The sequence below is a fragment of the Rhodococcus wratislaviensis genome (assembly GCF_041228765.1).
Lineage (GTDB): Bacteria > Actinomycetota > Actinomycetes > Mycobacteriales > Mycobacteriaceae > Rhodococcus_F > Rhodococcus_F wratislaviensis.
On sequence record NZ_CP150488.1, the window covers coordinates 3,415,001 to 3,437,965 of the forward strand.

General features: G+C 66.7%; 19 protein-coding genes, 2 rRNA genes and 1 pseudogene (1 of these 22 running past the window's edge). 11 read left to right on the top strand and 11 right to left on the bottom strand.

The features are described from left to right. Both WKC72_RS15625 and rrf read left to right on the top strand, forming a co-directional pair. Window positions 1-2,131: ribosomal RNA gene (locus tag WKC72_RS15625) — 23S ribosomal RNA — on the top strand; it begins 1,004 nt to the left of the window's first position. Window positions 2,132-2,263: 132 nt separating this feature from the next. Continuing rightward, window positions 2,264-2,380 (top strand): 5S ribosomal RNA (gene rrf / locus WKC72_RS15630). Between the two features lie 91 nt (window positions 2,381-2,471). Here the strand turns inward: rrf and WKC72_RS15635 are convergent. Continuing rightward, a pseudogene (locus tag WKC72_RS15635) lies at window positions 2,472-2,597 on the bottom strand (helix-turn-helix domain-containing protein); the annotation flags it as partial. Window positions 2,598-2,709: 112 nt separating this feature from the next. Here WKC72_RS15635 and WKC72_RS15640 point away from each other — a divergent pair. Next, window positions 2,710-4,338 (top strand): IS1634 family transposase, encoded by a 1,629-nt coding sequence (locus WKC72_RS15640; protein WP_370180103.1) that lies wholly within the window; start codon window positions 2,710-2,712, stop codon window positions 4,336-4,338. A 35-nt stretch (window positions 4,339-4,373) separates the two neighbouring features. Here the strand turns inward: WKC72_RS15640 and WKC72_RS15645 are convergent, their stop codons facing one another. Beyond that, window positions 4,374-5,984: a CdaR family transcriptional regulator gene (locus tag WKC72_RS15645; protein WP_112300738.1), complete on the bottom strand. Its 1,611-nt coding sequence runs from the start codon at window positions 5,982-5,984 to the stop codon at window positions 4,374-4,376. Window positions 5,985-6,124: 140 nt separating this feature from the next. Here WKC72_RS15645 and WKC72_RS15650 point away from each other — a divergent pair, with 140 nt between their 5' ends. Beyond that, window positions 6,125-6,499 carry a UBP-type zinc finger domain-containing protein gene (locus WKC72_RS15650; protein ID WP_370183253.1) on the top strand — a complete coding sequence of 125 codons (375 nt, stop codon included), beginning with the start codon at window positions 6,125-6,127 and terminating at the stop codon, window positions 6,497-6,499. On the opposite strand, the gene WKC72_RS15655 is transcribed toward WKC72_RS15650, so the two are convergent. Both WKC72_RS15655 and WKC72_RS15660 read right to left on the bottom strand, forming a co-directional pair. Then, window positions 6,465-7,238, bottom strand: coding sequence for an SWIM zinc finger family protein (locus tag WKC72_RS15655; protein WP_112300739.1), 774 nt, complete (start codon window positions 7,236-7,238; stop codon window positions 6,465-6,467). The two genes, WKC72_RS15650 and WKC72_RS15655, sit on opposite strands and share 35 nt — an antisense overlap. Then, complete coding sequence (locus WKC72_RS15660) at window positions 7,235-10,039, bottom strand: DEAD/DEAH box helicase (protein ID WP_370183256.1); 2,805 nt, start codon at window positions 10,037-10,039, stop codon at window positions 7,235-7,237. The genes WKC72_RS15655 and WKC72_RS15660 overlap by 4 nt, the downstream gene beginning before the upstream one ends. Window positions 10,040-10,128: 89 nt before the next feature. Between WKC72_RS15660 and WKC72_RS15665 the strand changes: the two genes are divergently transcribed. Beyond that, the gene (locus WKC72_RS15665; protein ID WP_037236487.1) at window positions 10,129-10,911 is read left to right on the top strand and encodes a TetR/AcrR family transcriptional regulator; all 783 of its coding nucleotides are present in this window, start codon (window positions 10,129-10,131) and stop codon (window positions 10,909-10,911) included. On the opposite strand, the gene WKC72_RS15670 is transcribed toward WKC72_RS15665, so the two are convergent. Continuing rightward, window positions 10,858-12,459: an adenylate/guanylate cyclase domain-containing protein gene (locus tag WKC72_RS15670; RefSeq protein ID WP_370183259.1), complete on the bottom strand. Its 1,602-nt coding sequence runs from the start codon at window positions 12,457-12,459 to the stop codon at window positions 10,858-10,860. The two genes, WKC72_RS15665 and WKC72_RS15670, sit on opposite strands and share 54 nt — an antisense overlap. 36 nt (window positions 12,460-12,495) lie before the next feature. Between WKC72_RS15670 and nucS the strand changes: the two genes are divergently transcribed. Continuing rightward, window positions 12,496-13,170, top strand: coding sequence for an endonuclease NucS (nucS, locus tag WKC72_RS15675; protein ID WP_005248359.1), 675 nt, complete (start codon window positions 12,496-12,498; stop codon window positions 13,168-13,170). A 16-nt stretch (window positions 13,171-13,186) separates the two neighbouring features. Further along, on the top strand, window positions 13,187-13,513 hold the full coding sequence (locus WKC72_RS15680) for an ATP/GTP-binding protein (protein WP_370183261.1): 327 nt from the start codon (window positions 13,187-13,189) through the stop codon (window positions 13,511-13,513). On the opposite strand, the gene WKC72_RS15685 is transcribed toward WKC72_RS15680, so the two are convergent. Together WKC72_RS15685 and mce are read right to left on the bottom strand one after the other, a co-directional pair. Then, window positions 13,510-14,595 carry a hypothetical protein gene (locus WKC72_RS15685; protein WP_128641835.1) on the bottom strand — a complete coding sequence of 362 codons (1,086 nt, stop codon included), beginning with the start codon at window positions 14,593-14,595 and terminating at the stop codon, window positions 13,510-13,512. The genes WKC72_RS15680 and WKC72_RS15685 overlap by 4 nt on opposite strands. Before the next feature lie 68 nt (window positions 14,596-14,663). After that, the gene (gene mce / locus WKC72_RS15690) at window positions 14,664-15,137 is read right to left on the bottom strand and encodes a methylmalonyl-CoA epimerase (protein WP_005248354.1); all 474 of its coding nucleotides are present in this window, start codon (window positions 15,135-15,137) and stop codon (window positions 14,664-14,666) included. Window positions 15,138-15,231: 94 nt separating this feature from the next. Between mce and WKC72_RS15695 the strand changes: the two genes are divergently transcribed. The 3 genes from WKC72_RS15695 (at window position 15,232) to WKC72_RS15705 (ending at window position 17,900) form a co-directional block, all read left to right on the top strand. After that, window positions 15,232-16,425, top strand: a complete 1,194-nt coding sequence (locus tag WKC72_RS15695; RefSeq protein WP_128641836.1) for an acetyl-CoA C-acetyltransferase — start codon at window positions 15,232-15,234, stop codon at window positions 16,423-16,425. A gap of 64 nt (window positions 16,426-16,489) precedes the next feature. Beyond that, window positions 16,490-16,861 (top strand): DUF3817 domain-containing protein, encoded by a 372-nt coding sequence (locus WKC72_RS15700; protein WP_037236477.1) that lies wholly within the window; start codon window positions 16,490-16,492, stop codon window positions 16,859-16,861. A gap of 118 nt (window positions 16,862-16,979) precedes the next feature. After that, the gene (locus WKC72_RS15705; protein WP_112300756.1) at window positions 16,980-17,900 is read left to right on the top strand and encodes a tetratricopeptide repeat protein; all 921 of its coding nucleotides are present in this window, start codon (window positions 16,980-16,982) and stop codon (window positions 17,898-17,900) included. A gap of 57 nt (window positions 17,901-17,957) precedes the next feature. Here the strand turns inward: WKC72_RS15705 and WKC72_RS15710 are convergent, their stop codons facing one another. Genes WKC72_RS15710 through WKC72_RS15725 form a run of 4 tightly spaced genes read right to left on the bottom strand, consistent with a single transcriptional unit; the run spans window position 17,958 to window position 22,112 of the window. Next, window positions 17,958-19,271 carry an MFS transporter gene (locus WKC72_RS15710; RefSeq protein ID WP_112300747.1) on the bottom strand — a complete coding sequence of 438 codons (1,314 nt, stop codon included), beginning with the start codon at window positions 19,269-19,271 and terminating at the stop codon, window positions 17,958-17,960. A gap of 5 nt (window positions 19,272-19,276) precedes the next feature. Further along, window positions 19,277-20,425 (bottom strand): galactonate dehydratase, encoded by a 1,149-nt coding sequence (dgoD, locus tag WKC72_RS15715; protein WP_370183266.1) that lies wholly within the window; start codon window positions 20,423-20,425, stop codon window positions 19,277-19,279. Window positions 20,426-20,478: 53 nt separating this feature from the next. Continuing rightward, entirely contained in the window at window positions 20,479-21,105 is a 627-nt protein-coding gene (locus WKC72_RS15720) for a 2-dehydro-3-deoxy-6-phosphogalactonate aldolase (protein ID WP_370183268.1), read from the bottom strand. Continuing rightward, window positions 21,102-22,112 (bottom strand): 2-dehydro-3-deoxygalactonokinase, encoded by a 1,011-nt coding sequence (locus WKC72_RS15725; RefSeq protein ID WP_370183271.1) that lies wholly within the window; start codon window positions 22,110-22,112, stop codon window positions 21,102-21,104. The genes WKC72_RS15720 and WKC72_RS15725 overlap by 4 nt, the downstream gene beginning before the upstream one ends. Window positions 22,113-22,163: 51 nt before the next feature. Between WKC72_RS15725 and WKC72_RS15730 the strand changes: the two genes are divergently transcribed. Further along, window positions 22,164-22,949 carry an IclR family transcriptional regulator gene (locus WKC72_RS15730; protein ID WP_052033398.1) on the top strand — a complete coding sequence of 262 codons (786 nt, stop codon included), beginning with the start codon at window positions 22,164-22,166 and terminating at the stop codon, window positions 22,947-22,949. Window positions 22,950-22,965 lie beyond the last annotated feature (16 nt).

Consider the following 22,965-nt stretch of genomic DNA (forward strand, 5'->3'; position numbering starts at 1 on the left):
CAGCCAAACTCCGAATGCCGGTGAGTGAGAGCGCGGCAGTGAGACTGCGGGCGATAAGGTTCGTAGTCGAGAGGGAAACAGCCCAGATCGCCAGCTAAGGTCCCTAAGCGTGTACTAAGTGGAAAAGGATGTGGGGTCGCGAAGACAACCAGGAGGTTGGCTTAGAAGCAGCCACCCTTGAAAGAGTGCGTAATAGCTCACTGGTCAAGTGATCCTGCGCCGACAATGTAGCGGGGCTCAAGTACACCACCGAAGCTGCGGCATTCACACAATGCACCCCCTTGATTCTGCGGAGTCTTGGGCAGTGGTGTGGATGGGTAGGGGAGCGTCGTGTGGCCATGGAAGCGGCGGGGTGACCCAGCCGTGGAGGCCACACGAGTGAGAATGCAGGCATGAGTAGCGAAAGACGAGTGAGAAACTCGTCCGCCGAATGACCAAGGGTTCCTGGGCCAGGTTAATCCGCCCAGGGTGAGTCGGGACCTAAGACGAGGCCGACAGGCGTAGCCGATGGACAACGGGTTGATATTCCCGTACCCGTGTGAACGCGCCCCTGGTGAATCAGTGATACTAACCATCCTGAAGCGTCCTTACGCCCCTTCGGGGGCCCTGGATGTGGATGCATGGGACCTGATCTGGTAGTAGCCAAGCGATGGGGTGACGCAGGAAGGTAGCTGAGCCAGTCAGTGGTAATACTGGTGTAAGCCTGTAGGGCGAATGGTAGGCAAATCCGCCATTCATTAAGCCTGAGAGGTGACGCATAGCCGAATGAGGCGAATTCAGTGATCCTATGCTGCCGAGAAAAGCCTCTAGCGAGCTTTCACACGGCCCGTACCCCAAACCGACACAGGTGGTCAGGTAGAGAATACTAAGGCGATCGAGATAACTATGGTTAAGGAACTCGGCAAAATGCCCCCGTAACTTCGGGAGAAGGGGGGCCTCGTCCGGTGATCACTCTTGCAGTGTGAGCTGGGTGGGGCCGCAGAGACCAGTGAGAAGCGACTGTTTACTAAAAACACAGGTCCGTGCGAAGTCGTAAGACGATGTATACGGACTGACGCCTGCCCGGTGCTGGAAGGTTAAGAGGACCGGTTAGCCACTTCGGTGGCGAAGCTGAGAATTTAAGCCCCAGTAAACGGCGGTGGTAACTATAACCATCCTAAGGTAGCGAAATTCCTTGTCGGGTAAGTTCCGACCTGCACGAATGGCGTAACGACTTCTCAGCTGTCTCAACCATAGACTCGGCGAAATTGCATTACGAGTAAAGATGCTCGTTACGCGCGGCAGGACGAAAAGACCCCGGGACCTTCACTACAGCTTGGTATTGGTGTTCGGTTCGGTTTGTGTAGGATAGGTGGGAGACTGTGAAGCGCTCACGCCAGTGAGTGTGGAGTCGTTGTTGAAATACCACTCTGATCGTATTGGACCTCTAACCTCGGACCATGATCTGGTTCAGGGACAGTGCCTGGTGGGTAGTTTAACTGGGGCGGTTGCCTCCCAAAATGTAACGGAGGCGCCCAAAGGTTCCCTCAGCCTGGTTGGCAATCAGGTGTCGAGTGCAAGTGCACAAGGGAGCTTGACTGTGAGACTGACAGGTCGAGCAGGGACGAAAGTCGGGACTAGTGATCCGGCACCGGCAAGTGGAAGCGGTGTCGCTCAACGGATAAAAGGTACCCCGGGGATAACAGGCTGATCTTCCCCAAGAGTCCATATCGACGGGATGGTTTGGCACCTCGATGTCGGCTCGTCGCATCCTGGGGCTGGAGTAGGTCCCAAGGGTTGGGCTGTTCGCCCATTAAAGCGGCACGCGAGCTGGGTTTAGAACGTCGTGAGACAGTTCGGTCTCTATCCGCCGCGCGCGTTAGAAACTTGAGGAAGGCTGTCCCTAGTACGAGAGGACCGGGACGGACGAACCTCTGGTGTGCCAGTTGTTCCACCAGGAGCACCGCTGGTTAGCTACGTTCGGAAGGGATAACCGCTGAAAGCATCTAAGCGGGAAGCCTGTTCCAAGATGAGGTTTCTCACCCCCTCGAGGGGGTAAGGCCCCCGGCAGACCACCGGGTTGATAGGCCAGAACTGGAAGTCCGGTAACGGATGCAGGTGACTGGTACTAATAGGCCGAGGACTTACCACAAAGAAGCTACGCGTCCACTGTGCAGTATCTGAAACAACACACACGTTTCAGAACAGAAGAAAGAAGAACACCCACCACCGATGGTGATGGGATGTTTCTTCGCTGATGTTCCGTGTGACAGTTTCATAGAGTTACGGCGGCCATAGCGGAGGGGAAACGCCCGGTCCCATTCCGAACCCGGAAGCTAAGCCCTCCAGCGCCGATGGTACTGCACCCGACAGGGTGTGGGAGAGTAGGACACCGCCGAACATCCGTTACCGAAAGCCCCCCAACCTTGTTGGGGGGCTTTCGGCATTCCCGGACACTATCCGCGGCGACAACCGGTGCCGCACACACCCTTTCACCCCGACGCACCGCCGGCCAGGACCTGCAGTGCGCGGGACGCGAGATGAAGATTCAGGCGTGTGTCGACGCTGCGGAGATCACGCCCGGTCAGTTCGTGAATGCGGGACATCCGGTATCGCACCTGTCTTGGCTCACTTCTCGGTGAGGAATGACGTTCCAATCTCTTGACCTGGCACTTCTCGTGTCTACGGCGGCGGTTTCACGCACTAACGGCGCCGGTCTACCCTCGTCGGGTGACGTTCATCAGGCGGGTCCGGACGAAGTCCGGGGCCACAGCGGTGCAGGTCGCCCGCTATGTCAACGGCCGGCAGGAGATCGTCAAGCACATCGGGTCAGCGCACACCGATGTCGAGCTCGGGATGCTTCTCGAGCGGGCCCGAGCGTGGATCGAGCCCGATCAACAGGCCCTCGACCTGGGCGTCACCCCGCAAACACCGGCGGCGAGCGTCCTGGCGGCGGGCCAGGGCGTGTTGTTGCCAGCCGCGGATGACCGGCCGGTCGTCGATGCGCCGGGGCGGACCGCGTCGACGGGGTCGGTGGTACTGCGGCAGATCCTCGAAAGTCTCTACGACCAGCTCGGTTTCGGAGTGCTCGGCGACGAGGTGTTCCGGGATCTAGTGATCGCCCGAATCGTCGAGCCCGGCTCGAAACTCGACGCCGCCAGGGTGGTTCGTGACCTCGGGAAGGCCCCGGCGAGCTACGCCACGATCAAGCGGCACCTGCGGTGGATCGTCGACCGCGACTACCGGGACCAGATCGCGACGAAATGTTTCGAGCATGCCGCCGAAACAGGTGGCCTGTCCCTGATCCTCTACGACGTCACGACCTTGTATTTCGAGGCGGAGAAGGAAGACGAGCTCCGCAAGGTCGGCTACTCGAAAGAACGCCGCGTCGATCCGCAGATCGTGGTCGGTCTGCTCGTCGACCGGACCGGATTCCCCTTGGAAGTCGGATGTTTCGAGGGGAACAAGGCCGAAACCCACACCATCGTCCCGATCATCCGGCAGTTCCAGACCCGCCACGACATCACCGGGGTCGAGATGGTCGTCGCCGCCGACGCCGGGATGCTCTCCGCCGGTAACTTGAAGGACCTCGACGACGCCGGCCTGAAGTTCATCGTCGGCTCCCGCGTCACCAAAGCACCCATCGATCTGTCGAACCATTTCCATTGGAAAGGAGACGTTTTCGTCGACGGACAAGTCATCGACACCGTCACGCCGCGGCATGCGAAGAGCACCGTCAACAACATCCGTCACCGCACCGAACCGGTCTGGGATCCGGCCAGGCACCCGAAGTCGTGGCGGGCGGTCTGGCAGTACTCGAAACGCCGCGCGGTCCGCGACAACCAGACCTTGAACGCCCAGGAAACCCGAGCCCGCGAGGTCGTCGACGGGGCGAAAGCCCCGAAATCGACCCGGTTCGTCAAGACCACCGGCAAGGGACGCAGCCTCGACACCGCATCGATCGAGCGGGCCCGGTCGCTGATCGGGTTGAAAGGCTATGTCACCAACATCCCCGCCACCCTGATGGAACCCGGCGAGGTGATCGGCAAGTATCACGACCTCTGGCACGTCGAGCAGTCGTTCCGCATGTCGAAAACTGACCTGAGAGCCAGGCCGATCTTCCACCGCACCCGCGACGCGATCGAAGCGCACCTGACCATCGTGTTCGCCGCCCTGGCGGTGTCCTACCTGGCCCAACACCGCAGCGGACTAGCGATCGGCAACGTCCTCAAACGACTCCGACCTCTCCGCTCGGCCACCATCGCGATCAACGGCACCCGACACACATTCCCACCCGAACTCGACCCCGACACCCGCGACCTCATCGACAAGATCACCGGACCCGGACTCACGCACTAACGAAATGAGCCAACTCAGGTGCCGCACACACCCTTTCACCCCGACGCACCGCCGGCCAGGACCTGCAGTGCGCGGGACGCGAGATGAAGATTCAGGCGTGTGTCGACGCTGCGGAGATCACGCCCGGTCAGTTCGTGAATGCGGGACATCCGGTATCGCAGGGTGCTGCGATGGATTCTGAGTGCCTGCGCGGTCTCGTCGTACTTGCCACCGCATTCGAGGTATTGGGCCAGTGTGGCCGTCATCGTGCTGCGGTGTTCCCGGTCGTAGTCGAGCAGTGGGCCGAGCCATTCCTGCACGAATGCCTCGACGTCCCCGGTGCTGCTGTGCGAGTCGAGGATCCGGTACACGCCGAGTTCGTCGAACAGCGCCACGCCGCGGGGCGACAACGACTGCTTCCTGATCTCCAGCGCTCGAATTGCGTGGGTGTACGAGTCGGGTAGGCCACTGGGGGAGGGGCATTCGGATCCGACACCGATCACTCCGACCGCGGGGCCGAGCGACTTCTCCAGCGCCGTGAAGATGATGTTCACATCTGTCTTTGCGTCCATGACGGCGGCGAGGATCCCGGTTCGGTGTTCGTTGCCGTGGACGAGGAGGGCCGACGAATCGGTGGACGTCAGGTGGCGCCGGAAGGCTTCCGCGACGGACTCGACGGGTGTGTCCGGCCCCCACTGGACCACCAGGACGCGTTGCGGGGTGTGCAGGTCGTAGCCGAGTGCGTCGGCCCGCGAGTAGGCGCTGGCGTCGTCGGTGCCGGCGAGCAGGTCGGCGCCCAGGTCGCGGCTGAGCCGCGCCTCCGTCTCGGCGAGTGATCTGCGGTGCGACATGTCGACGGCGAGCATCGTCGTGGCGAACTCGAGGGCGACCGTGTCGAGGTCGGTGGCCCGATGTTCCGGGTCCGACAGATACAGGACGCCGAGAAGGGTCTGGCCGGGCCGGACTATCTGCACGATCCGGTTGTCGTGCCGCAGTGGGCGGCCTTCCATTGCGGCACGGCGCAGGACGTCGACTCGGTTCCCGCCGCCGGTCTTGCGGTACCGCGGGGCCTTGTCCGGGCCGGCCCAGACACGGAGGTTGCCGAAGGCGTCCTCGATCCCGACGGCGAGTCCGGTCACCTGGTGGAGTGTCTCGGCGACGGCGGTCTCGTCGGCACCGGTCGCGGCGAGGCGCCCGAACGTGGTGTGGATCTTCGCTTCCTCCTCGAGCCGCGCGGCCCGCGCGCCGAGCGCCGTGATCTCGCCCGCGGCCTCGCGTAGTTGGCGTTCCTGTGTGGCCGCCCGCGAGCGAAGCGACGCGGCGCGCAGGGCCGACCCGGTGTGCTGAATCAGCAACTCGAGCAGCGTGGCCTGCACCGGGGTCGGCGGATAGTCGGCCCGCAGGGTGAGCGAGACCGGCCTCGACCACGAATCGTCGAGCAGCACACGGTGACGCCAGACGTCGTCGTCGTGGCGTTCGCCCGTCAGAGCCGACACGGGCTCCACGGTGAAGGGACCCAGTTCCGGGAGAGCTTCGACCAGCAGGGCGAGGATCTCGTCCCGATTTCCGCAGTCGTGCATGTGCGCGGTGACGGCCACGATCGCGGACAGGTTCGTCGCCCGCGGCGTGTGATCCACCCTCGGGTCTGGGGCTGCTTCCAGATCCATGGCTTGGAACTACCCCGTTTTCCGCCGTCGAAACCGGGACGCTGTCCGTTGAGGCCGGATTTCGGGCGATTCTTTCGTTCCGCCGTGACCATGTGGCGAGACGGATCAGCCGCCAATCTTGGTTACTGAGGGGTGGCACTATGACCCAATCCAATAATTGGCACGATCCCGATCTGAACATGATTCGCCATGTCGTCGCGCACACGTCGGACGGGTGCGAGGGCTGTCTCGCACTCGGTACCCGCTGGGAGCACCTGATGTTGTGCCTGACGTGTGGATATGTCGGATGCAGTGACGGATCACCGATGCGGCACGCGCGACACCACGCCGAACGCAGCGGTCATCCGATCGTCCAGTCGCTCCATGCGGGGGACAACTGGCGCTGGTGCTTCGTGCACGACGCCCAGATCTGCACGCCATATCCGGCGACCGGGGCCCGGGTGGTCGCACCGAGCCTGGTGCCCGGACCGTCGGACGACCTCAGGCACGGTCTCCGTATCGCGAAATCGCAGTGACGATCGCAGACCAGACGGCGTCCGCCCGAACCTCGGGGGGAGCGTCGTCGAGCCAACCTGGGCGTACCGGGGTTCCGCGGGTATGCGGCGGCGCCGGAAGCGGTCCGGGAATCGCGGCGTAGGCGTCCGACGCCGACACCGGGGAGCACGAACGGTCGAACGAGGCATGGGATGTCTCCTCGTGCGAATCGTGCCTGATTTGCAGAATTTCCTGTCCCTCCCGTCCGCGCAGCAGGAAGAAGAGCAGCGGGTCGTCGTCGAGCAGCCACGCGGCCTGATACAGCACAGCGGCAGCGTGGCGGCACGGCACGTCCCACTCCTCGCAGGTGCATGTCGCGTCGGCGTCGAACATCGACGGCACGAGGGACACGTCGACGGCAGCGAGGTCGTCGTCGAGTTCGCGGGGAAGCGTCCCACTCGACAACTGGGCGACGTGACCGCTCCGCGACGCCAGGGTCGCGAGCACCTGGCCCCATTCGCGCTCGTCCAGTTGGTCCACCCGGATCCGCACGTGCAGGGTCTCCTCGCCTGTGTGCACGTCCGCGGAGACGAGCCCCGGCGCGAACGTGAGCGGCCCGACCAGTCCGCCACGGGCGTAGACGCGTCCGCCTTTCAGCGTGTTCGAGTCGAGCGCGGCCTGCTCGACATCGTCGACCCACCGCTGCGCCCACCAGGTTCTGCCGCGGGTGCGGCGACCCTTCTGCGCCGCAAAGCGGGGAAGCGTGACGGCGTCGGTCATACGTCACCTCCGAAGTCGTAGTCGGGGCTCAGAGCCACCAGCCGGGTGAGTTCACGGTCCGTCAGTTCGGTGAAGGCGTCGGCGCCCTGCGACAGAACCGAGTCGGCGAGCTGCCGCTTGGAGGCGAGCATGCCGGCGATGCGTTCCTCGATGGTTCCCGCGGTGACGAGCCGGTGCACGACGACCGGGTGGGTCTGCCCGATGCGGTAGGCGCGGTCGGTCGCCTGGTCCTCGACCGCCGGGTTCCACCACCGGTCGAAGTGGACGACGTGATCGGCCCGGGTGAGGTTCAACCCGGTGCCGGCGGCCTTGAGCGACAGGATCAGGACGGGGATGTCGCCGTTCTGGAAGCGTTCGACCAGCCCCTCCCGGGCGGGGACGGCGGTGCCTCCGTGCAGGAATTCGCAGTCCACCCCGCGCGCCGTCAGGTGCCGTCGCAGCAGCCGGCCCATCGTGGTGAAGTGGGTGAACACGAGTGAACGCCCGCCCTCGGACAGGTTGGTGTCGATCAACTCGTCGAGCAGACCGATCTTGTGGGAGCGGCCGGTGAGCGCGGCGTGCTCCTGGCCGAGGTACTGGGCGGGGTGATTGCAGATCTGCTTGAGCCCGGTCAGCAGCGACACGATGCTGCCGCGGCGCCCGATGCCGTCGCTCTTCTCGATCTGCTCCATGGCCTCGCGCACCAGGGCCTCGTACATTCCCGCCTGTTCCGGAGTGAGCGTGACGTCCAGGTCGATCTCGGTCTTCGGCGGAAGTTCGGGGGCGATCCCCGGATCCGACTTCGTGCGCCGGAGGACGAACGGCGCGATCAACGCCGCCAACTCCGCCGCGCGGTCGGTTCCGTCCTCGGCGGCCGAGCCGTCGTAGCGGCGCCGGAACTGCGCGTATGTGCCGAGGAGACCCGGTGTGACACCGTCGAGGATCGACCAGAGATCGCTGAGCCTGTTCTCCACCGGTGTTCCCGTGAGTGCGACGCGGGCCTGACCCGGAATCGTCCGCAGCGCCCGGGTGACGGACGCGGAGCGGTTTTTCAGGTGTTGCGCCTCGTCCGCGACGACCAGACCCCATGCCGTCCGGGCGAGCACGTCGCAGTCGAGCCGCATCGTCGCGTACGTGGTGAGGACGACGGTGTCGCTGCCGTCCGCTACGGTCTCAGCGGGTGGACACCGCTTCGGCCCGTGGTGGACGAGAACCGCGGTGCCCGGTGCGAAGCGTTCGATCTCCCGTCGCCAGTTCCCGAGCAGGGACGCGGGACAGACCACCAGTGTGGGTCCTGCCGTCTCCGGCGCCTGCTGGCGGTGCAGGTGAAGTGCGATGAGTGTCAACGTTTTTCCCAGGCCCATGTCGTCGGCGAGGCAGGCGCCCAGGCCCCGTGACGTGAGCCCGGCGAGCCAGCGGAATCCGGTCAGCTGGTAGTCCCGCAACTGTGCGCCCAGGGCTGCGGGGACCGGCACCGCCTCCGGATCCTGGGCGGACAGCTCCCGCGCCATTGCCGCGGCCGCCCCGTAGGAGTCGACGCGGACGTCCTCCTCGCCGCGCCGGGCCCGGCCGGTCAGCGACGCCCGCAGGGCCTCGACGGACGTCATCGTTCCGGTGCGTCGCTGGAGGGTCTTTCGTATCAACACCGAGTCCGCGACGACGTATCGGTTGCGGAGTTTCACGACGGCGCGCTCCGCCGACACGAGCTCTTCCATCTCCTCCCGCGTCAGTACGTCGTCACCCATCGCGACACGCCAGTCGAAGTCGAACGCGCGGTCGCCGCCGAAATCGGCTGCGCCCTCGCGGGACCCGGGTTCACCGAGGATCATTCGGGTCGAGGTGCGCGCGACCAGTTCGCGCGGCCAATGGATCTCGACTCCTCGTTCGCGCAGTCGACGGCCGGCGTCCCCGGCGAGGGAGGCCAGATCGTCGTCCTCGAGCCGGATGCGGTGCGGCGCCTCAGCCCGCAGCAGGTCTTCGAGTGGAGCCCAGTCCTGGGCGGCGCGGCGGAGGGCGTCGAGAACCTCGATCCGCGGGTCGGAGGCGAACGCGGACTCGGCGAGCGTCGGGTGCCGCCACAGGTCGACGGCGTCGCAGACCACCCCGGGCCGGGCGACACCGTGCACCTGGACCGTGGCGTCGAACTCGCTGTCCGAGAGGTCCACCGCGCCGGGATCGACGGGGTCGATCCGCAACGACAACGCGATCGCGCCGGGTGCCAGGGCGTCCGCCCACGCCCGGAGTTCGGGGGAGGTCTCGGCGTTCCATCCCAGGTAGGGGCCGGCGTCGGCGGCCGGCGACTCGAGTCGCGGGATCGTATCGACGACGGAGGTGAGGAAGTCGCGCAGCACGTCCACCGCGGCGGGGAGGCGAACGTCGGCGGCGGACGGATCCCCGAGCGGAATCGCGCGAGCTTCCGGCGGGAGCGCGGCGGCCAGCAAGCGCAGATGCGACTCGTCCTCGGTGTCGAGGGCTCCGAGCCGCCAGATGTCGCGGCCACTCGGCGCAACCGCGGGAAGGACCTTGCCCGCCGCGACGTATCCGAGAGCGGTGCGGGTGCAGGCAGCCCAGAACGCGACCGATCGGTGCGTCGTGTCGCCGGGTGACAGAGCCAGCAGCATCGGCACCAGGTCGGCGAGGGAAACGCTGTGCGTCGGAACGCTTTCCACGGTGTTCCCGGTTGCCATCCAGGTGCGGGTACGGGCGCCCGGTGGCGGCGGCTCGTCCGGGGAATCGCTCCAGAACACCAGGTGGGAGTCGCGGGGAGGATCGGCGGGCGCGAAGGTGGCCGCACAGGTGGCGAGGATGGGCTCTGCTGTCACTACTGCGCCTTTCGCCTGGTTTATGGTACGCCGTACGTCAACGAGGCGGCGGGCGGAATTGTTCCCGGGCGCCGTGGGAAGATCTCGGCATGGGTAGAAGCGCGACACCGGACGGCGACCCCGCTCGCACCATGGAGTTGCTGTGGGGTGGCGGCAGCACGCCGATATCGCGTCCCCGCAACGGCAAGCCGGGCCTGACGCTCGACCGGATCGTCGAGGCGGCCACCTCGGTCGCGGATGCGGAAGGGCTCGACGCCGTCTCGATGCGCCGGCTGGCAGCCGAGCTCGGCGCAGGCGCGATGTCGCTGTACACGCACGTTCCCGGAAAGACCGAACTGGTCGAGGTGATGCTCGATCGCGCGTTGTCCACCCTCGAACCGGCCGACGACACCGGCGCGGGGTGGCGGGAGCGTCTCGCGGCCGCCGCACACGACTACTTCCAACTGCTGTGCGCGCACCCGTGGATGCTCGGCGTGGTCGCGCTGAGCCGGCCGGTTCTCGGGCCAGGCGGGATGGCCAAATACGAACGGGAACTGCGCGCGGTCGAAGGGCTCGGATTGTCGGACCTCGACATGGACTCCGTCGTCACGCTCCTCGACAGTTTCGTCGCGGGCGCAGCGCGGGCCGCGGTGGACGCGGCCGCGCTCGCCGCCCAGGGTGAGGCGGACAGTGAATGGTGGCAGAGCATCGCTCCGCACTTCGAGAAGGTCTTCGACCCCGACCGGTTCCCGCTGGCCGCCCGGGTAGGAGCCTCGGCAGGAGAACACCACAACGCCGCGTTCGCCCCCGCCCACGCTTTCGAGTTCGGGCTCGCCCGGCTACTCGACGGAGTCGGCGCCCTCATCGTCGACGGCGGAACCGGCGGGGATTAGTTCGGCGGGAACGGCCAGAGTGGTCGGTTCGAGGCGTCCGCGCAGGGTGACGGTGTCGGTGAGTTGCCATTGCTTGCGTTCGTCCTCGGATGCCGCGTCGATCGCACGCTCGGACGCGACGACGTGTCCGGACACATTCTTGGCGAGCTCGGACAACCGCGCAGCCTCGTTCACCGGATCGCCGATCACCGTGTACTCGAAACGCTCGTGGGCGCCGATGTTTCCGGCCACGGCGCGACCCGCCGCCACACCGATCCCCGCATCGCACTCCGATACCTCGTCGGTGAGCCGTTGGCGAAGGGCACGAGCGGCGGAGAGGGCCGCTCCCGCATGGTCGTCGAGTGCTACGGGTGCCCCGAAGATGGCCAGCGCGGCGTCGCCCTCGAACTTGTTGACGAACCCGCCTCGCCTGTCGACCTCGTCGACGACCACGTTGAAAAACCGGTTGAGCAGGTCCACGACCTCCGCAGGCGACCGGGTGGCCGCGATCGTGGTGGATCCGATGATGTCGACGAACAGGACCGCCACGTCACGTTCCTCCCCGCCGAGTTCGGGATTGTGCCGGAGAGCCTGGGACGCCACGTCCTGTCCGACGTGACGTCCGAACAGGTCGCGGATCCGCTCACGTTCGCGGAGTCCCTCGGCCATCCGGTTGAACCCGGTCTGCAGCGCGCCGAGTTCGGTGCCGTCGTATACGACGACCTCGGCGTCGAGATCGCCCTCCGCCACCTTCGCCATGCCCAGCGACACCGAGCGGATGGGTGCTTCGGTGGCGCGCACACTGATCACGACCAGCAGCAGGCCGAACAGCAGGATCACACCGCCCAGCGCGAGGATCGAGACCGCGAGGCTGGTCGGGCTCGCCGGCCGGATGAAACTGAAGATCGCGATGAGCATCAGACCGAGCACGGGAACACCCGTCCCGAGGATCCAGGCCAGTGCGGTGCGGCCGGTGATGCCGAGGGTTCTGCGGGGTCGCGGTCCGTCCGATCCCAGTGCCCGGGCGCCGATGGGGCGCAGCGCGAACTCGGTCAGCAGATAGCAGAACGCGGAGACGGTGATCCCGGCCAGCGCGATCGTGAACGCGACCTTCGGAATGGTCTGGGGATCGATGATGCCGTACAGCGTCGTGAAGAACACCAGCCCGATGCCCCACAACGCCGCCTGGACACGTGTCAGACGCCACGGTGCGCGAAACGCCGCCGACCGGTCGTGGTCCGTGGGCGCGTCGTCCTCCGTCGCCCACCGGAGATCCGACACCAGTCGCTTGGTGCCCCAGGTCACGCCGATCAGGACCGCGCACAGCACGAACACGGGCACTGCGACGAAGTTGGCGATCGTGAACTCGCTCGACCACACACTCGGGCCGGGGACGACGACACTGACGAGAAGGCAGGTGATCACCGCGCCGACCAGATTGGTGAACACCAGAGGGGCGGTCAGCAGCAGCTGGACACGAATGCGGCGCCTGCGGGGACTCTCGTCCGGTGATCCGAGCAACCACGACCCCAGCGGGGCGACGGATCGGCGAGGGCTGCGCATAGTCATTCGAGACTAGTCGGCACGATCCCTTAGGGTGGGCGGGTGCGCCTAGTGATTGCCCGATGCCGAGTCGACTACGTAGGCCGCTTGACGGCACATCTGCCCACCGCTCGTCGCCTGTTGTTGATCAAGGCCGACGGTTCCGTGAGCATCCACGCCGACGACCGCGCCTACAAGCCGCTGAACTGGATGAGCCCGCCCTGCTGGCTCGTCGAAGACACCGTGGAGGACGCCGAAGCGCTGTGGGTGGTGACCAACAAGGCCGGTGAGGAACTGCGGATCACCATCGAGGAGATCGAGCACGACTCCAGTCACGAACTCGGTGTCGATCCGGGGCTCGTCAAGGACGGTGTCGAGGCACACCTTCAGGAGTTGCTCGCCGAACACGTCGAAACGCTCGGCAGCGGTTACACGCTCGTCCGGCGCGAGTACATGACGGCCATCGGTCCCGTCGACCTGCTGTGCCGGAACGCCGACGGGGCTTCCGTCGCCGTGGAGATCAAGCGCCGCGGAGACATCGACGGTGTCGAGCAACTGACCCGGTACCTCGAACTGCTCAACCGGGATCCGCTGCTGGCGCCGGTGAGTGGTGTCTTCGCCGCCCAGCAGATCAAGCCGCAGGCCAAAACCCTTGCCACCGACCGCGGAATCCGGTGCCTCGTGCTCGACTACGAAGCGCTGCGCGGCACCGAGAGCACCGAGTTCCGGCTCTTCTGAGGCCTAGGCTGAAACCGTGCCCCGTCGTAAACCGCAGCGGAAGAACACACGCCGCAGTGCGCCCCCGGACAACTCCGAGGGGTCGCTGTTCGGTAGTGCGCTGATGCGTCAGGAATCCGGGCCCGCCGGCTACGCGGACGAGAGCTTCGTCGTCCGCACGATCCCCGGGGCGCGGGCGACCAAGTCCTACCGGTGCCCCGGCTGCGATCACGACATCCGGCCGGGCGTCGCCCACCTCGTCACCTGGCCGTCCGACTACGGCGGCGCCGAGGACCGGCGGCACTGGCACACCGGGTGCTGGTCGGGACGCAGCACCCGGGGCCTCACGCGCAGGTGGTCCTAGCTTCCCGTCTTCACGGTCCGCTGATCCGCCTGCCGGTTCGCGGGGTTCTTCTCGACGGTGGACAGCACTGCAGTGTCCTCGTCCGAGTTGTCCGTCTCGTCCGCGGAGTTCTTTCCGGACTCGTTCTGCGCAGCCTTACGGTCTGCGGCAGCGCCGGACGCCGACTTGCTGTTCGTGTTCTCGTTCGAGCGCTTCTCGGGGTTCGATGCAGCGGTCTCGGGCTGCGCGTCCAGGAGTTCACTCTCCCGGTTAACTGACGCCAACATCGCCGGAACGGAATCGAGCTGTCCCCGAATTCCCAAGAGCTGCGCCAGGATCCGTCCGCGTAGTACGCGAAGTTCTTCCGCGAGTTCCTTGGCGTGGGCGATCTTGCGCTCCGACTGGTCGGTGGCCGCCTGCAACCTGCGCTCCGCCTCGTGCGTGGCGTCCGCGAGACGACGATGCGCCTCGGCCTTGCTGGTGGACTCGAGTTCGTTGACGGCCGTGATCGTCTTCTGACGGCGCTCGGACATCGCGAGGTCGAAGTCTTCCTGCACCTGCGACCGACGCAGTTCGGCCTCGGCGGCCAGGCGGTCGCGCTCGGCCTGAGCGGCCTCGACGATCTTCGCCGCCTCCGTGCGGGCCTTGGCCATCGTCTGCTCGTGCTGAATCTCGAGAGCACTGCGGCGGTCTTCGAGTTCCGCGACCAGCGACTCGTACTGGCCGCGGAGCTGCGCGCCCTCCTGCTCGGCGACGGAGATCATCTCGGCGGCGTCGGCCTCGGCCTTCGCCCGCACCTCGGACGCCTCGTCCGACGCGAGCCGGAGCATGCGCGAGATGCGGTCGCTCATTCCCTCCGCGGTGGTCGGCGGAACGGACAGGCGGTCGACATCCTTGCGGAGATCGTCGATCTCGTCCCGCGCATCGTCGAGCTGCTTGGCGAGATCCCGCGCCTGCGCCGCCGCGGCGTCGCGGTCGGCGGCAGTGACGCGGAGCTCGGCGTCGAATCGCTCGAAGTAGTTGCGTACCTCGTCCCGGTCGAACCCCTTGCGCACGGTGGAGAAGGGAAGGGGGATCGAACCACGGTCCTGCTCGTTTACCATGGCCGCCAATCTACCTGGGCAAAGTAGAACTTGTCTCTGCGCCTGGTACCCGGCGGCCGGCCACAGCTCTAGTGGGTCGCCGACGGCTCGACGAGCTCGACGAGAACTCCGCCTGCATCCTTCGGGTGAACGAAGTTGATGCGCGAGTCGGCGGTTCCGCGGCGGGGTGCGTCGTACAGCAGCCGCACGCCGCGCTCGCGCAACTGGGCGGAGATGGCGTCGATGTCCGTGACGCGGTACGCGAGCTGCTGGAGGCCGGGACCGCTGCGATCGATGAACTTGGCGATGGTCGAGTTCTCGTTCAACGGTGCGAGAAGCTGCAGCGCGGTGCTGCCCTCGGGGGAGCCGACGACGCTCAGCATCGCTTCGCGCACGCCCTGCTCCTCGTTCACCTCTTCGTGCGTCGACACCATGCCGAGGTGTTCGGAGTACCACGCGATGGCGGCGTCGAGGTCGGGAACGGCGATGCCGACGTGGTCGATGGCGGTCACCAGGTCCGAGGACAGCGGTGACGTGGTCTGGGTGGGGGAGGACTGTGTCATGGTCCCGACGTTAGCGCTACCGTTTCGGTAGTTCTCGTCGGGATGTGACTTCCGTCGCCCCGCACCTGTCTACTCGTCTCACGCGGAGGAAATCGTGACCAGTTCTGTGATCGTCGCCGGAGCCCGGACCCCGATGGGTCGGTTGCTGGGTTCGTTGAAGGATGTGTCGGGTTCGGATCTGGGTGGGGTGGCGATCCGGGGTGCGTTGGAGAAGGCGGGCGTCGCTCCCGAGCAGGTCGAGTACGTGATCATGGGTCAGGTGCTCACGGCGGGCGCAGGTCAGATCCCGGCGCGGCAGGCCGCGGTGGCTGCTGGGATCGGGATGGATGTGCCGGCGTTGACCATCAACAAGGTGTGTCTGTCCGGGATCGACGCGATCGCGCTGGCGGATCAGCTGATCCGGGCCGGCGAGTTCGAGGTGGTGGTGGCAGGCGGTCAGGAGTCGATGTCGCGCGCCCCGCACCTGCTGGAGAAGTCGCGGGAGGGTTTCAAGTACGGCGACGTCACGATGCGCGACCACATGGCCTTCGACGGGTTGTACGACATCTTCACCGATCAGGCGATGGGGAGTCTGACCGAGGCGAAGAACGCGGAGGACGGGCAGCGGATCAGCCGCGAGGAGCAGGACACGTTCGCGGCGGCGTCGCATCAGAAGGCGGCGCGGGCCTGGAAGGACGGGGTGTTCGACGACGAGGTGGTGTCGGTGCCGGTGCCGCAGCGCAAGGGTGATCCCGTGCTGGTCGGCTCCGACGAGGGCGTGCGCGGCGATACGACGGTGGAATCCCTGGCCAGGCTGCGGCCGGCGTTCAGCAAGGACGGCACGGTGACGGCCGGGTCGGCGTCGCAGATCTCCGACGGTGCGGCCGCTGTCGTGGTGATGAGCAAGGCGAAGGCGCAGGAACTCGGGTTGTCGTGGATTGCGGAGATCGGCGCGCACGGGGTCGTGGCGGGTCCGGATTCGACGTTGCAGTCGCAGCCGGCGCGGGCCATCGCGGAGGCGTGCGCGAAGGAAGGAATCGAGCCGAAGGATCTGGATCTGGTGGAGATCAACGAGGCGTTCGCGGCGGTGGGGATCGCGTCGACGCGGGAGCTGGGGCTGGATCCCGAGATCGTGAACGTCAACGGCGGGGCGATCGCGATGGGGCATCCGCTGGGGATGTCCGGCGCGCGGATCGCGTTGCATCTGGCGCTGGAGTTGCGTCGTCGTGGTGGGGGTGTGGGCGCTGCGGCACTGTGCGGTGGTGGCGGTCAGGGCGACGCCCTGATCGTGCGCGTACCCAAGGCCTGAGACGACGACAGTCCGTGGTGGTGTATCTCACACCACTACGGGCTGTCGTAGATGGTCGGGCACAATGGTCGGCATGGCGAACGTCTTCGATCTCAGCACCACGGCCAAGCGCTTCCGATTTGTCGCAATTCTGGAGGCATTCACCTGGCTCGGCCTCCTCATCGGCATGGCCTTCAAGTACCTGCCCGCCGACGGCAACGAGATCGGCGTGAAGATCTTCGGGCCCATCCACGGCGGCGTCTTCGTCCTGTACCTGCTCATCTCGCTGTGGACCGCCCGCAAGCTGAGCTGGAATCTGGTGACCACCTTCTGGGCGCTCGTCGCCAGCGTCCCGCCGTTCGGCACCGTCGTGTTCGAGGTCTGGGCCGCCCGCGCCGGCCGGATGGCCGAGCTGTCCCGGTCGAGCGCCGTGAAGAGCGAACCGTCGCTCGTCTGATCCACTCGGCGGTAGGCACGGCCCGCATTCCGGTGCGCGCTCAAATCGTGACAAACTGGTGGACGTGACTCGACCAGGTTCTCGTCTGTCAGCGCGTTCCTCAGCAGTGGCCGCAGCCATGAGCGGAGCAGTCGATCTCTCCGCCCTCAAGGAGCGTGCGGCCGCTCCGCCCCCGCAGGCACCCACACCCTCCGGGGACGGTGCCGCCGCTCCGGCCGCCCCCGGCGGCACCGGACTCACACCCGTCATCGACGTCACCGAGGCGACGTTCGAGGCCGAGGTACTCGTCCGGTCCCAGCAGGTCCCGGTCGTCGTCGACCTGTGGGCCACCTGGTGCGAGCCGTGCAAACAACTCTCACCCCTGCTCGAGAAGCTGGCACACGAGGCCGGCGGCACCTGGGTGCTCGCCAAGGTCGACGTCGACGCCAACCCGCGCATCGCGCAGGCCTTCGGCGTCCAATCCGTTCCGACCGTGGTCGCCATCGCCGGCGGACAGCCGCTCGCCGACTTCCAGGGCGCACAGCCCGAACCGCAACTGCGTCAATGGCTCGCCGCCGTCCAGCAGGCAACCGCCGGAAAGCTGTCCGGACCGCCGGCCGGCGACGGCGCCGAGGACGAGCCCGAGCCGGAGGACCCGCGCTTCGTCGCGGCCGAGGCGGCGCTCGACGAAGGCGACCTGTCGGCAGCCGAAGCCGAGTTCCAGAAGATCCTCGACGAGGAACCGGCCAACGCCGAGGCGCAGGGCGCGATCCGTCAGGTGCGTTTCCTCGCCCGCGTGCAGTCCGTCGATCCCGGTGCCGTCGCCGCGGCGGACGCCGCCCCGAACGACATCGACGCCCAGCTGCAGGCCGCGGACGTCGAGCTCTACTCCCAGGCCCCCGACGCGGCGTTCGCCCGTCTCATCGGTGTCGTCGCCCGCAGCGCCGGCGACGACAAGACGCGGGTACGGACTCGTCTGCTCGAACTGTTCGAACTGTTCGACCCGGCCGAGCCGGTTGTCATGACCGCGCGCCGGAAACTCGCCGCCGCACTGTACTGACGAGGAACCGGGGTGAGTGCTGTCGGCACTCACCCCGGTCACCCCGCTCGCCGGCGGTCAGCTCCGAACGCGCTCCACCCGTCCGACCAGGAGGACGTAGGACGCGATCCCGACCGCGGTCACCACGGTCATGTAGACGAATCCCGGCGCGAAGCTGTCGTCGGTGACGAGCAACCCGATCACGATGGGTGTCGCGATCGACGACAGGTTGCCGATGAAGTTGAACATGCCACCGGTGAGCCCCAGCAGGCGTTCCGGTGCGAGTGCCGACACCAGCGACCACGTGATCGACGCGAGTCCGTTGCCGAAGAACGCGATGGACAGGAACACGATCACCATCGCGGTCGAGTCGGTGAAGTTGGCGCCGATCATCGCGACGGTCAGCAACAGGCCCACGATGATCGGACCCTTGCGGGCGACTCCGAGAGACACTCCCTTGCGCAGCAGGAAATCGGAGAACACCCCGGAGAACAGCACGCCGACGAGTGCCGCGACGAACGGCAGCGAGGCGAGAAATCCGGATTTGATGTAATCCATGTCCCGGTACTCGACGAGGTACGTGGGGAACCAGGTGAGGAAGAACCACAGCGTCGACGTGAGGCAGAACTGCCCCAGGTAGATTCCCCACAGCTTGCGCCGACCGAGGACGGTGGCGACATCGTTCCGGGTCACGGCGGGACGTTCGGGTTGCTGCTCGTCCACGAGGTCGACGAGTCCGCCGCCGTCGCGGATCAGGTCGATCTCGGCGTCGTTCGCTCGCGAGTCGCGTGGCTCCCGGTAGAACGCGTACCACACGGCACCCCAGATCGCTCCGATCGTTCCGGTCACGATGAAGACCCAGTGCCAGGACAGCACCGACTGCAGCCAGGACAGGAAGGGCGTGAGCAGGGCAAGTCCGATGAACTGTCCGGACGTGTAGAAGCCGATCACCGTCGCACGTTCACGCTCGGGGTACCAGGCCGTCGCGACCCGGTTGTTGATCGGATACGCGGGCGCCTCGAACACGCCGACCAGCAGGCGCAACGCGATGAGCGCCACGAAGCCGCCGATGACTCCCATGAACGCGGTCGCGACCGACCACAGGATGAGGCACGCGGGGTAGAGCAGTCTCGGGGGAATCCGGTCGACCAGCCAACCACCGGGAATCTGCAGCGCCGCATACGTCCAGCCGAACGCCGACAGCAGAAGTCCCTGCTGCGCCTTGGAGAGATCCATTTCGTCCGCGATCGCGGGCATCGCGATCGACAGGTTTGCCCGGTCCATGTAGTTGATGACGACGGTCACGAACAGCATCACCGCGATGAGAACGCGCGCCTTCGACGCCTGCGCCGCGCCCGAAGTGGACTTGCCGATCTTCTGGGTCTGCACCATTGCCCTCACCACTCCGCAAAGGATCCGTCGCTGTGGCGCCAGACCGGGTTTCGCCAGCGATGTCCTTCGGCGGCCCGCTCGATGACGTACTCCTCGTTCACCTCGATGCCCAGTCCTGGACCGGTGGGGATCCGGACCTGGCCGTCCGCATAGGTGAACACGGACGGGTCGACGAGATAGTCGAGGAGATCGTTCGACGTGTTGTAGTGGATGCCGAGGCTCTGTTCCTGGATCGTCGCGTTGTAACAGCCCGCGTCGATCTGCAGGCACGTGGCCAGGGCGATCGGTCCGAGGGGGCAGTGCAGAGCGAGTGCCACGTCGTACGCCTCGGCCATGTGCGCGATCTTCCGGGCCTCGGTGATGCCGCCGCAGTGCGACGGATCGGGCTGGATGATGTCCACCGCCCCGGACGCGAGGACGGTTTTGAAATCCCAACGGGAGAACAATCTCTCACCCAGCGCGATCGGGATCGGCGACTGTCGCAGCACGTCGACGAAACCGTCGACGTGCTCGGACAGGACCGGTTCCTCCACGAACATCAGCCGGAACGGTTCGAGTTCCTTCAGCAGCACCTTGGCCATCGGCTTGTGCACCCGGCCGTGGAAATCGACGCCGATACCGATGTTCGGGCCCACCGCGTCCCGCACCGCGGCGACATTCGCGAGGCACTGGTCCACCTTGTCCCAGGAGTCCAGGTACTGCAGTTCCTCCGTGCCGTTCATCTTCACGGCGGTGAACCCCCGGTCGACCACTTCACGCGCCGCCTTCGCGGTGTCCGAGGGTCGGTCGCCGCCGATCCAGGAATTGACCTTGATCCGGTCCCGGACGCGGCCGCCGAGAAGCTCGTACGCAGGCACGCCGAGGGCCTTGCCCTTGATGTCCCACAGGGCCTGGTCGATGCCGGCCAGTGCACTCATGTGGATGCCGCCGCCGCGGTAGAAACCCGAGCGGTACATGACCGTCCACAGGTCTTCGATCTGCGTCGGATCCTGGCCGATCAGGTAGTCGGACAGTTCCTCCACAGCGGCGGCGACGGACGCGGCCCGGCCTTCGAGCACCGGTTCGCCCCAGCCGACCACGCCGTCGTCCGTCTCGATCCGCAGGAACAGCCACCTGGGGGGAACGGCGTACGTGGTGAGTGACGTGATCTTCATGGAGTCCTCCTGTGCGGGGATGTGGTGGTGGCCCGGTGGTCGTAGGTGTCGGTTCAGGCGGCGTCGGCGGACCAGATGTCCATCAGGGTGAGTGCGCGGTCGCGGACGGTGTCGGCGGCGTCCCCGGGCCGGTACAGGCAGGTGCCGAGTCCCGCGCCGCCCGCGCCCGCGGCGGCCCACTCGGCGAGGTTGGTGCGGTCGACTCCGCCGACTGGGAGCAATTCGACCTCCGTCGGCAGGACGGCCCGCCAGGCCTGCATCCCGGCTGTTCCGACGGAGTCGGAGGGAAACAGTTTGATGCTGCGCGCTCCCGCACCGACGGCGTGAAATGCCTCGGTCGGAGTAGCCGCTCCCGGGTAAGGGTGCAGGTTGCGGGCGACGGCGGCCTCGATGACCTCGACGTCGGTGTTGGGGGAGACGATGATCCGGGAGCCGGCTGCTTCGGATCGGATCACGTCGGCGACGCTGAGGACGGTTCCGGCCCCGACGACGCAGACGTCGCCGACGGCCGCCGCCAACCGCTCGATCGAGTCGAAGGGTCGCGGCGAGTTCAGTGGAACCTCGATCGCCGTGAACCCGGCGTCGACGAGGGCCGAACCGACGGCGACGATCTCGTCCGGGGTGATGCCGCGCAGAATGGCGATCAATCCGGTCGTGGTGGCGGTGGCTGTGGTGCTCATGAAGACTCCTTCTCGAGATCGGTGAACTGCGCCGGGCCGAGCAGCCCCGCATCGGTCGCCACACGCCACAAACCGTGTGCTGCGGCCTCCTCGGCGACGATGTCGGAGACGATGCCGTGGACGCGCAGTGCGGCTGCGTAGCGCCGGCAGAGGTCGGCGTTTCCGCACAACAGGATTCGGCTTTCGGCGGTGTAGTGGGGCACGAGATGCCGGATCTCGTCGGCGATGATCACGCCGGAGACGTAGTCGGGAAGCGACGCCGGATCGAGGAGTCCGTCGAGCACGAGCGCTCGCGCTCCGAACAGCTCCGCGGGCAATCCACGTGACGGTGTCGACGTTCCGGTGGTGAGGCCCCGCTCGAACGCGGCGTCGTCGCGCACGGCGGTGGTCGCGGTGCGGCCGAGGATGCCGTGCTGGATCACCAGCCCGTACAACTCGCCCGACATCGATGTGGCGAACGAGACGATCTTGCGGTTCTCGACTCGTGCCCACTTGCTGTGTGTTCCGGGGAGCACGATCGTGAGCGGTCGGTCGGCCGGCGGGAGCAGGCCCAGAGCCCCGATGATCTGCGTCTCCTCGCCCCGCATGACATCGCCGGCCACTGTGCCGTCGGCCGCGGGGGCGACGCGCAGGCCGGGTACGAGGTGCAGTACTCCGCGGGGGTGGTTGACCGTCGTCAGGTCGTCCGCGTCGATCGCGAGATCGGTCGGGGTGGTCAGGTAGCCGGCTTCACGCCAACCCTGGGCGCTGCCGACCATGCCGCAGGCGATCGCCGGGAGATCGGGGGCGGCCGCGATCCAGTCGCCACAGGCCTCGTCGAACGCGGCCTCGTAGGCACGGGTGCGTGATGCGGGGTCGTCGCCGGCGGTGCCGAGCAATCCGAAGTCCGGCCGGCGCACGTCCAGAATGCGGCCGCCGTCGCCGAGGAGCCAGGCACGCTGCGACGACGTGCCCCAGTCGAGGGCGATCAGGCGCGGTGTCGGGGGAGCGGGGGTGTTCTGGATCACGCGAACCACTATCGGACGCGAATCCCATAATGACGAATACGGTCCCTATATGTGGGACAGTGGGGTGTGGCGAATCCGACGTACGACATTCCACCCGGCACGCAAACACTCGCCCGGGGGCTGGCAGTCGTCCGCGCCGTCTCCGACGGGGCCCAGGATCTCCGCGCGGTCGTCGAGAGCACCGGGCTGGGGCGCAGCACAGCGCACCGGCTCGTGCAGTTGCTGGTCCACGAGGGCTATCTCCGGAGCGGAAGCCGTGGCTACACACTCGGGCCGACGTTGATCGAACTGGGTTTCAAGGCGCTGCACGGCAACCCGCTGCCCGTCGTCGCGCGCCCGATCCTCGAGGAATTGTCGGCGCACGTCCACGACACCGTGCACCTGGCGGTCGAGGACGGCGGCTCGGTGCTGTATCTCGACAAACTGCCGGGGTCGCGGGGCGCCGAGATGCGCTCCCGCATCGGTCACCGCATGCCGCTGACCCGCGCCGGTGTCGGAAAGGCGCTGCTGCTGGACTCGGCCGACCGCTGGGATGCGCTGTACGAGAGCGATGCCGCGCAGGGAGCGCGGCCACCGAGCCCCCGCGGCTTGGCGGACTTCCGCGCGCGCATGGAGGACTACGCGCGGAGGGGCGCGGCGATGGACCTCGAGGACAACGAACCCGGAATCCGCTGCGTGGCGGCGCCGGTGCGGGACGCGTCGTGCGCGATCGTCGGTGCGATCAGCGTGTCGGCCACGAGCCCGTACATGCCCGACGAGCGGATGCGCGGCCTCGTGCCGGTCGTGTGCCGGGCCGCCGGGCGGATCTCCGCGGCGCTCGGCTACCGGGAGATCTGAGACGGCGGCCGGGTGG